Annotated in this window: 7 protein-coding genes, 1 tRNA gene and 1 pseudogene; 6 read left to right on the forward strand and 3 right to left on the reverse strand. The window is 67.8% G+C overall.

What is annotated here, in order from left to right:
• The first annotated feature begins 586 nt into the window (after nucleotides 1-586).
• Nucleotides 587-2,085, forward strand: a pseudogene (locus tag VFI59_01965) (FAD-dependent monooxygenase).
• A gap of 465 nt (nucleotides 2,086-2,550) precedes the next feature.
• On the opposite strand, the gene VFI59_01970 reads toward VFI59_01965, so the two are convergent.
• Entirely contained in the window at nucleotides 2,551-3,495 is a 945-nt protein-coding gene (locus tag VFI59_01970) for a hypothetical protein (GenBank protein HET6712465.1), read from the reverse strand.
• Nucleotides 3,496-3,567: 72 nt separating this feature from the next.
• Nucleotides 3,568-4,080, reverse strand: a complete 513-nt coding sequence (locus VFI59_01975; protein HET6712466.1) for a hypothetical protein — start codon at nucleotides 4,078-4,080, stop codon at nucleotides 3,568-3,570.
• A gap of 139 nt (nucleotides 4,081-4,219) precedes the next feature.
• Between VFI59_01975 and VFI59_01980 the strand changes: the two genes are divergently transcribed.
• Together VFI59_01980 and VFI59_01985 are read left to right on the forward strand one after the other, a co-directional pair.
• Nucleotides 4,220-4,396 carry a hypothetical protein gene (locus VFI59_01980; protein HET6712467.1) on the forward strand — a complete coding sequence of 59 codons (177 nt, stop codon included), beginning with the start codon at nucleotides 4,220-4,222 and terminating at the stop codon, nucleotides 4,394-4,396.
• A complete protein-coding gene (locus VFI59_01985) occupies nucleotides 4,363-4,608 on the forward strand; it encodes a hypothetical protein (protein ID HET6712468.1) in 246 nt (81 codons plus the stop codon). Before VFI59_01980 ends, VFI59_01985 begins: the two co-directional genes overlap by 34 nt.
• Nucleotides 4,609-4,868: 260 nt before the next feature.
• On the opposite strand, the gene VFI59_01990 is transcribed toward VFI59_01985, so the two are convergent.
• A tRNA-Leu gene (locus VFI59_01990) sits at nucleotides 4,869-4,952 on the reverse strand.
• Nucleotides 4,953-5,019: 67 nt separating this feature from the next.
• On the opposite strand from VFI59_01990, the gene VFI59_01995 reads away from it, so the two are divergent.
• From VFI59_01995 to VFI59_02005, 3 genes are all read left to right on the forward strand, one after another.
• Nucleotides 5,020-5,859 carry a L,D-transpeptidase gene (locus VFI59_01995; protein HET6712469.1) on the forward strand — a complete coding sequence of 280 codons (840 nt, stop codon included), beginning with the start codon at nucleotides 5,020-5,022 and terminating at the stop codon, nucleotides 5,857-5,859.
• Nucleotides 5,860-5,915: 56 nt separating this feature from the next.
• Complete coding sequence (locus VFI59_02000; GenBank protein HET6712470.1) at nucleotides 5,916-7,280, forward strand: CapA family protein; 1,365 nt, start codon at nucleotides 5,916-5,918, stop codon at nucleotides 7,278-7,280.
• Nucleotides 7,281-7,852: 572 nt separating this feature from the next.
• The coding region (locus VFI59_02005) for an alpha/beta hydrolase (protein HET6712471.1) at nucleotides 7,853-8,045 on the forward strand (193 nt) is incomplete at its 3' end.

Raw genomic sequence — 8,045 nt, forward strand, 5'->3', positions numbered from 1 at the left:
GCCGCCGCATGAACCGAAGGTAGCAGTGGTGAGATCGAGCACGAAACGGCCCAGTTGGGTCGAGTCTGACCCTGACCGGCGCTGGAACCGGACCCTGGTCTGAACCGTCTAACGTTCCGCTCATGAAGAAGGCCGTGCTCGGCCGTCCTTGCCGCCGTCGCAGTCATTGGGATCGCTGGCGGCGTTTGGGCGTGGGAGAACATCGGGCCAGGCCGAGTCTGCGAGGTGTACCACTCGACGACGTTCGACTTCGGCGGCCCAGGTCGTCACACCTATCCAACGATCGAGGCCGCACTTGCGCGATTCGGACGCTACCCAGGCGTGAGGGGGAGCCTTCCCCCGGAGTCCCTGTTCCCCACCGACGAGCACTCTCCCGAGTTCGGGGCGACGGTGAATCCGGACCACCATCCCGACAGTCGGAACGGACGCTCTTACGACATCTGGAAGAACGGCGACGTCGTCCAGTCCGTGACGATCGACAGCCACAAACACGGCTGGTCGATCGGCGGCTACGGAGGATGCAGTCCGATACCGTGACTCCGCTGCCGGCGATGCGGCCGCACCAGAACTCACCGAAAGGCTGGCTGTGACAGAGCATGCGGTGGTGGTCGCCGGAGGAGGTCCGACAGGGCTGATGCTGGCCGGCGAGTTGGCCTTGGCGGGCGTGGACGTCGCCATCGTCGAGCGGCGCCCCAGCCAGGACCTCGCGGGCTCGCGATCGGGCGGTCTGCACGCACGCACGATCGAGGTGCTCGACCAGCGCGGCATCGCCGATCGGTTCCTGGCGGAAGGGCAGGTGGCTCAGGTCGCAGGGTTCGCCTTCAACCGCCTGGACATCAGCGACTTTCCGACGCGGCACAACTACGGGCTCGGGCTGTGGCAGAAGCACATCGAGCGCATCTTGGCCGGCTGGGTCGACGAGTTGGCCGTGACGTTCTATCGGGCCCGCGAGGTGACGGGCTTCACGCAGGACGACGATGGGGTCGACGTCCACGTGTCCGACGGTGGACCGATGCGGGCGGCGTATCTCGTCGGGTGCGACGGAGGACGCAGTGTGGTCCGCAAGGCAGCCGGCATCGAGTTCCCGGGGTGGGATCCGACGATGAGCGCCCTGCTTGCCGAGGTCGAGGTGGCCGAGGAGCCGGGCTTGGGCATCCGCCAGGACGAGCTGGGCACCCATTCCTTCGGCAGGGCGGAGTACGAGATCCGTGACGGGGAGATCGTCTTCGCGGACGAGGGGCCGCTTGGGGTTATGGTGACCGAACGGCAGCCGGCTCCTTCGACCGAACCGACGCTGCGTGATCTTAGCGAGGCGCTCATCACCGTCTACGGGACCGACTACGGGGTCCACAACCCGACGTGGGTCACCAGGTTCACCGACACGACCCGACATGCGGCGTCCTACCGGGACGGACGGGTGCTGCTGGCCGGCGACGCCGCAACGTGCATTCACCCGCGGGAGGACAAGGGCTCAACACCGGCGTGCAGGATGCGGTGAACCTGGGGTGGAAGCTGGCCCAGGTGGTCAAGGAGATATCGCCTCCCAGTCTCCTGGATACGTACCACGCAGAGCGCCATCCGGTCGCCGCCCGCGTGCTGCGTAACACGATGGCGCAAACCGCGCTCATGCGCCCCGCCGATGCGCGGCTCGAGGCCCTGCGCGAAACCGTGTCGGAGCTGCTGAGCATGGACGAGCCGCGCACGCGGTTCGCCGGGATGATGTCGGGTCTGGACATCCATTACGACCTTGGCGAGGGACATCCGCTGCTCGGCCGGCGCATGCCCGACCTCGACCTCGTCACCGCCGAAGGCCCACTGCGCGTGTTCACCCTGCTGCACGACGCCCGGCCCGTGTTGCTCAACTTCGGCGAGCGCGGCCTCGACATCGCACCGTGGGTCGACCGGGTTCAGATGATCGACGCCGAGTACCGTGGTCCGTGGGAGCTTCCGGTACTCGGCGCGGTCGCCGCTCCAGCCGCCGTGTTGATCCGGCCCGACGGATATGTCGGGTGGGTGGGAGAGCTCGCCGAGCCGGGTCTTGCCGACGCGCTCACCACCTGGTTCGGACCGCCCACTGCGACATAGTCGACGCGGCCGCTTTGTCGCTGCCCCGTTCAGGTCGCCGTGTGCGCGACGAGCATCGGGATGCCGTCTTCGTTCCGACCGGTACTCGAAGGCCTCAGCACGCAGAACCGCAGGTCACAGAGGGTGCGAGAGGGGAGATTCGAACTCCCACGCCCTTTCGGGCACCGGGACCTAAAGGCGGTGCCGCCACGCACGGATCCCGGTCTCACGAGTCGTCTGATGTCTGCTCATGTCGTCTGGTGCAGGTGAGGGTCACTCCCTTGTGAGCAAGGCGTGAGCAAGCAGCATCGTGCGCTAGCTGAATGCACTGGGAGGCTCTCGGGCCAATCAGAGGTAGCGAGAGCCAACCTCAGGTCCAGGCCGATGTCGAGAGCGCCGGTGTTGGTCAACGTGGGGGTGACGGCCTTCACAGTGCCGGCAGCACCGGACTCAGTCAAGGAAGGTCCGCAGCCCAGCGCCCGTTCCTCAGGGCACGATCGGCTGCCACGACAGTGGGGACTCGCGACGCTCCGGGGTTCGTGTCAGCCGCTGTCGATCGGAACCGCCGACGGCCATCGTGGCGAGGTCACTGAAGCCGAATCCCTCCTGAGCGGTGTTCAACAGGTACACGATCCGTGCGCCGTCAGGCGAGAAGATCGGAGCCCACTCGCCCCTCCGAGGGGTATCGGTGAGCGCGCCCAGCTCGGCGCCGTCCGCATCGACGACCCACAGGTCCGGACGCCCCTCCCTCAGGTTCGTCGCGCCCATGACGATGCGGGCTCCATCGGGGGACCAGCTGGGAGCCGAGATGAAGATGGACCTGTCGGCGTCGCGTGAGGACATGACGACGAATCGATCCGACCCGTCGGGCTCCATCGTCACGAGCCTGGAACGCCACCCGGACGACTCCGCCGCGATCCTGTCGTTGACACCCCAGTCTGGCTGGCAGTCCTCGTGTGAGCCGGAGATGTTCGTGAGTGCCGAGCCGTCGACGCCGACGGTGAACAACGAGGTGCCGTGAGGCCGGCCGACCGAGCAGAACACGAGGGTCTGCCCATCCGGCGAGATGCTCATCGACTCGATGAACCGAGAGTCCGGCACGTCCTCGGACCTGATGACGAGCGATCGCTCGTCCGCCTCGACGTCGAGCAGGACGATGCGGTTCGGCTCCTTCCCGAGCACCATCGCGACCTGCGTCCCGTCGGCACTCCATGCGGCGTCCCCATGGCCGACGCGGGGCCGGGCGAGCACCCGACCTGGGTTGCCGTCGGGGAAGATGGTCCGAAGCGTTGTCGGCACGCTCTTCCCGCCGTACCGCTCGTAGGCGATCTCGCCGTTCGCGCCGGGATAGGTGGCGCTCGCCGGGGCAGCCACGGAGAGCACTGCGATCATGATCGGCAACGCGATCAGATACCGCCTCAATCTGCACACTCGCTCGTCCTCCGCTGCTCGACGAAGGTAAGTGCCCATCGCTTCTCCCTTGGGCCGCACTGCCGGAGGTGGCTAGACTAGCTCGCCGTCGATCCTGAGCTCCGGTACCGCCGGATCCGAGCCTGCTCGACCCTCTCGAACCCGATCTGCTGTCCATGTCAGCTCGCCGGACGTGCAGAGCTGAGGCTGCGGATCCGGGTCGTCGGTGAGCTTCGCGATCCGGAACTCGAACGTCCCTTCAGCCGAGCGGAATCCGACGTCGCCGGCGATGTGGAACCAATACGTGAAGAGGCTGCCGGCCCCTCGCGTCATGTCGAAGCTGCCATCCTCGTCCAACGGTCCGACCTGGAAGCCCAGACCGACGTTGTGGGTCGAAGCGTCGTCGCACGTCAACAAGAACCCGATGCTGCCCAAGCGAAGGGAGCGCTGCCCGCTGTCCTTCTTCACGATCGTGAAGATGATGCGCTTGCCCGCTGAGGTCTCGCCTCGGTACCGGATCTTGCTGCCTGCCGCTGCTGGAATGGCGAGCGCCAGTACGAGACCGGCTGTCAGGAACAACAGGGATGCTCGGCGGAAGATGCTCATGACCCCTCCTCAGGATGCGCCAACGCGGTACGGCATCCTCGCATGACCTCTCTGGGGCATCCAGTCGGTTGCAGTGGCTACCTGAGCATGCTCCCCCGTCCTGATTGCTCGCGTCCTACGGGACCGGAAGGGGCCCGGGTTGCGCGAGGTCCAGGTGGCAGGACTGCTGCACCTGACCTTCCGCCAGTACCAGGAGCTCGAGACCGTCGAGTTGCGGATCGGCTTCGACCTGTACGAGCGAATCGTCGACCTGTGCGGGTGGCCGAGGGGTAGGGTCGACGGATGCTCGCGGAGTCCATCGACTTCACGCCGCTGATTGTGATCCTCGGCGGCAGCGGGGCGGTCTTGCTTCTCGTTATGTTCTACATGATTCGTCGAGACGCCCGGCGGGAAGCTTTTCGAGCGCCTCCACCGCCTGTCCCTGCCCTGACTAGTCGTCAGCAGACCTGGCGCGTGATCGGCATCGCGACGGTCGTCAGCGTGTCGGCGCTCATCCTCATTTGCTTGGTCTTCAGGGAGTTCACCTGAGAGGCCATGGCTGATGAACCCAGATGACACTCTGGATCCCGACGGCGTGACGCTTCCCCGATTCACCGCTGCTGAGGGGCTGACGAGCCTCGCAAGTGGACACAGGGCGCGTCGATGCTTGCCACGAGTCGCTCAGACCCCCTCGGGCCATCGGACCTGGAACTCGCTGCCGCGACTTCTGTGAGCAAGCGTGAGCAAGACGGGCTTCTCGGCGATCTCGCCGGAACGGTTCTGGACGAAGATCCTGCAGGTCAGAGGGGTGCGAGAGGGGAGATTCGAACTCCCACGCCCTTTCGGGCACCGGGACCTAAACCCGGCGCGTCTGCCAGTTCCGCCACTCTCGCGTCCGTCAAGGCTACTCCGGGGCGGACCCTAGGCACGTCACGCGCCCATCTGGAATGATGAGACCCCGTGGCCCCCCGGCGTTGTTTCATCGCGTGCCTCGCCTTCCTCGCCCTCGCGGGCGCGGGCTGCAACGACTTCCCCGAAGACGCGTCGGCGCGGGAATTCGTCTCGACCGCCTCGTCGCCCCCCTCGGCGTCGCCGTCGCCCCGCGAGTTCCTCGAGATCGGCGCCGACGGGTCCGCGCACGGAACCGACCAGCCGGTCCAGATGGCTGCGCCGGCACCGAAGTCGCTCGAGCGATGGGGTTGGGCGCTTCGGGCAGTGGGAGACCGGCTGAACGTCTACACGCATCCACGCGGCGGTGCCAGGCTGCGCATGAGCATCGATGCGCTGAACCCCTGGGATCAGCGCATCGCGTTCCCGATCCGGGGGGTCAGGGTCCAGGGCGGCACGACGTGGTACCGGGTGCTGACCGGCATCGAGCCCAACGGGTCGAACGGCTGGGTCAAGGGCGACGACGTGACGTTCGACCGCACGCGCCACCGGGTCGTGGTCGACCTCTCCGAACGCCAGCTCCGCCACTACCGCAACGAGAAGCTGCGACACCGGTTCATCGTGGGCATCGGGGCGCCGAACACCCCGACGACCGTGGGCCGGTTCTTCGTCTGGGCCCACCTGGATCCCCGCGACGCCTCAGGCCCGTACGGCACGTATCTGCTGGGGCTCTCCGGCTTCTCGGAGGTGCTCACGAATTGGCCGGGGGGCGGGCGCATGGCGATCCACGGCACTGCCGATCCGACCGATCGCGGCCGTCGCGTCTCGTACGGCTGCGCGCGGGTCTACAACCCGCAGATGAACCAGCTACGTGGGATCCCGATGGGTACCACCGTGCTGATCCGACGCTGACCTGCGGCCCTCTTCTTCGGCGTGCACCTGAACCGCACCGCTCGTACGATGCGGCCGTGGCACGCCTCGACGGCACCGACACCACCACCCTGCGAGGATCGTTCACCGTGGCGGTGGTGGGGGATTGCATCGTGTCGCGACCGCTCCTGCCGATGGCCGGCGTCGACCGTGCCTTCGCCGAGGTGGTCTCGCTGCTCCGTGGCTCGGACGCGACCTTCGGGAACCTCGAGACCAGCATCGTCGACCTCGCCGACACCTCGGCCGTGCCCTCGGGCCTGCCCGACGACTGGGCTATCCGCGCGATGCCGGACACGGCTCTCGACCTGCGCGCCCTCGGCTTCGACGTCTTCGCCCGCGCGAACAACCACTCGACCGACTGGGGTGTGGGCGGACTGCTCGAGACCGGTCTCTACCTCGACGAGGCGGCGCTCGTGCATGCGGGGGCGGGTGTCACGTCGGCGACTGCGCGAGCCCCGCGGTACCTGGAGACCGACGCGGGGCGCCTCGGGCTGGTGTCGATGACCACGAGTCCCGCGAGCGGGCTCGCGCCCGCGCTCGACGCCTTCGGCGAGGTGCCGGCTCGCCCGGGGGTACACGCCCTGCCGGTGCGCACGACGGTGGTCGTGACTCGCAAGGTCATGCGCAGCCTCGTGGCGATCCGCGAGGCGCATCCGGAGGGCGACGTCGCATGGCTCGTGCAGCACGTCGACGCCGAGGGCGAGCCTCCCGACCGCCTCGAGCTCTACGGGCGGCGATTCGAGCTCGGCGGGGAGATGGGTATCCGTCACGAGCCCGACGAGGAGGCACTGGCCGGGAACCTGCGGGCGATCCGGCTGGCTGCGCAGCACGCCGACGTCGTGATCGCGGCCGCCCACTCGCACCAGGGAGACGGTCGCCCGCAGGAGCCTCCCGAGTTCCTCCGGACGTGGGCGCGCGCCGCGATCGACCACGGCGCCGACATCGTGGCGATCAGCGGACCCCATCACGTCGCGCCCGTGGAGCTCTACCGGGGACGGCCCGTGCTGTACGGCCTGGGCAACTTCTTCTGGTGCGACCTGCAGGAGCCGATCCAGCGCTACTTCTACGACGAGAGCCGCGCGCTGCTGCGCGAACGGTTCGACGATCCGGCCGCCGTGACCGACGCCGACCTCTTGGGCGCGCTGAACGGCGATTCCTTCGGTTCCGACGCGACGTTCCGGGGACTGATGACCCGGGTTCGCCTCGGTCCCGAGGGGCTCGAGGAGGTCCGGCTGCATCCCGTGGACCTCGGGCGGGACGAGCCGATCACGCGACGCGGCATCCCTCGCACCCCGAGTCCCGAGGTCGCCGAGGCGATCCTCGACGAGGTGCGCTCGATGTCACAGCCGTTCGGCGTCGACGTGAAGGTCGACGACGGCACGGGGCTCGTCACGCCGACCTGACGACGGGGCTGCGGCCGGAGCAGCTCAGCCGCCCCATCCGAGCCTTGATCCGTTCGGACCTCCGTCGCTGTCGATCGGGCTTGGCACGCAGCGAGCGCGTGCGCTCGCGCCGAGCCGCCAGCGTCTGCTGCATCGTCGTGCAGTCGCCGCCGGATCTGCCGGCGCCGTCGCCATCACCGCCGGCCCACACCATCGCCGCCGGCCCACACCATCGCCGCCATCGGAACCGCCGCCTGCGTCGCCAGTGATCGCCCGGTGCTGCACCATGTCACGGAAACGCTGGATCGCGAGTGCCGTGGTGTCGAGGCGGTCGTTCATACTGGTGTCGTTTGTTCGATCGGCCGACCTCGTGGTTGTACGAGACCCCGGAGTGAGGACTTTCGGCAGGGCCAAACATCCTCTGAGTTGGCGGGTTGGACCAGCGAGATCGGCAAGTGCGGGGTCGCACGGACGGCTACTCGCAACCTCGCAGTATCGTTTGGCGCGATGTATTCCGAGCGAACGATCACGGCTCCCGATGGGCGCTCGCTGCGCACTGCCGTCACCGGTCCCGAGGAAGGACTCGCGGTCTTGTGGAACACGGAAACCCGGGCGCCTTCCTCTCTCCGATCGACGAGGAGACGGCGGCGGCGGAGAACGTTCGCGTGGTCACGTACGACCGACCCGGCTACGGACGCTCGACCCCGAAGCCCGGTCGCCGAGTGGTCGATGGTCCTGCCGACGCCGAATTGGTGCTCGACGCATGGGACGTTGAGGGGTGCGCGA

The organism is Actinomycetota bacterium, from assembly GCA_035697485.1.
Classification (GTDB): Bacteria; Actinomycetota; UBA4738; order UBA4738; family HRBIN12; genus JAOUEA01.

Excerpts from the sequence above, each read along its gene's own strand:
- VFI59_01975 (HET6712466.1), bottom strand. The coding sequence starts at position 4,080 with ATGAGCATCTTCCGCCGAGCATCCCTGTTGTTCCTGACAGCCGGTCTC.
- VFI59_01985 (HET6712468.1), top strand. The coding sequence starts at position 4,363 with ATGCTCGCGGAGTCCATCGACTTCACGCCGCTGATTGTGATCCTCGGC.